The 1,172-nt window shown below is 58.1% G+C and carries 1 protein-coding gene and 1 pseudogene; both read left to right on the top strand.

The genetic code is table 11. The annotated features are described in order from the left end of the window. Positions 1-124: 124 nt before the first annotated feature. A pseudogene (locus tag ACFTOW_RS13350) lies at positions 125-337 on the top strand (hypothetical protein). Positions 338-342: 5 nt separating this feature from the next. Beyond that, positions 343-561, top strand: a complete 219-nt coding sequence (locus ACFTOW_RS13345; protein WP_379916522.1) for a hypothetical protein — start codon at positions 343-345, stop codon at positions 559-561. The last annotated feature ends 611 nt before the right edge of the window (positions 562-1,172 follow it).

Below are 1,172 nucleotides of genomic sequence, written 5' to 3'. Positions count from 1 at the left end.
TAGATACCCGACCCCGCATGCCATACCCCCCAAAGTTCGCCTCACATCAATGATGGCAAATTTGGTTCCGGGTGACTAGAGCGAAGCTCAAGACAGCAGAAATCGCAATTCAGGACGCATCGAGATGAGCCACCACCCCACAGCCAAAGACGCGTTCATCGTCAAGAAGGCCGCGATCGACGCGATGCTCGCGCGACTACAGGCGCTGAGCGACGCGAACTTCGGCTCCGACCCTGACGCCCTGCATTGAGGCCATGTCGGCAACCTCGAATATTACGCCGAGCTCCTGAAGCGCATCACTGACAGCGCCTTCAAGGAAGGCGAACACGCGGAGTGAACCCCATGGAAACCACCAGCATTCGCCTCCCCATTCGGAACCTGCCCGAGCACTTTGACCGTAGCCGCATCACCGTCGTCCTTGAAGAAATCGAGATGGCCTTGATGGACGATGGCGGCGTTTACGCTCAGACCTTTGCCGACAGCTTCACCATCAAGATCGAAGTGCCGACGCATCAGCTGATGGACACCGCAAGCTGCTTGAAAGGCCTCGGCCTGATCTAGCTGTGCTGTCCCTCAACCCGGAGTGCCTCGAAGAACCTCCGCAGCAGGCCCATTCAAGGTTTTTCGATGAGTGCAGTCTATGGTACGGCCTGATGACATACTCTTGAGAACAGGTGGAACCCAGTGACTCTCTTTGTCTTCAGATCTGTTTTCGGCGCGCTGATTGCCGCTTTTTTCGCATCATCGGCCTTTGCAGACGTGCCAATCATTCCACGGGGCGAGAGTTTTACCTGCACGCCTACACATGTCTGGGATGGAGGCGGCCCCGTGTGGTGCAGTGAAGGACCACGGCTGCGGCTAGCAGGGATTGCAGCGCGCGAAATGGATGGTAGCTGCTCCGCTGGACATCCTTGCCCAGCCGTAAGTGGGATTGAGGGTCGCGACGCGTTGGTCGATCTTTTGGGCACGCCGACGGGCGTCGGCCGCCATGGGCATATCCTTATCAATGGCCCCACGTTGCAATGTCGATCAGACGGTCCCGCTGGAGGTAACCGCACAGCGTCATGGTGCGTGTCACCGCGTCATGGAGACATCAACTGTGCGATGGTCAGCGGTGGGTGGTGCCGCGCGACAAACAGGCTGAGAATCCAGCGTCAATCAGGATGAGAACG

The sequence above is a fragment of the Lacimonas salitolerans genome, assembly GCF_042677865.1.
GTDB lineage: Bacteria > Pseudomonadota > Alphaproteobacteria > Rhodobacterales > Rhodobacteraceae > Lutimaribacter > Lutimaribacter salitolerans.
This window is presented reverse-complemented; position numbering and strand designations above follow the sequence as displayed.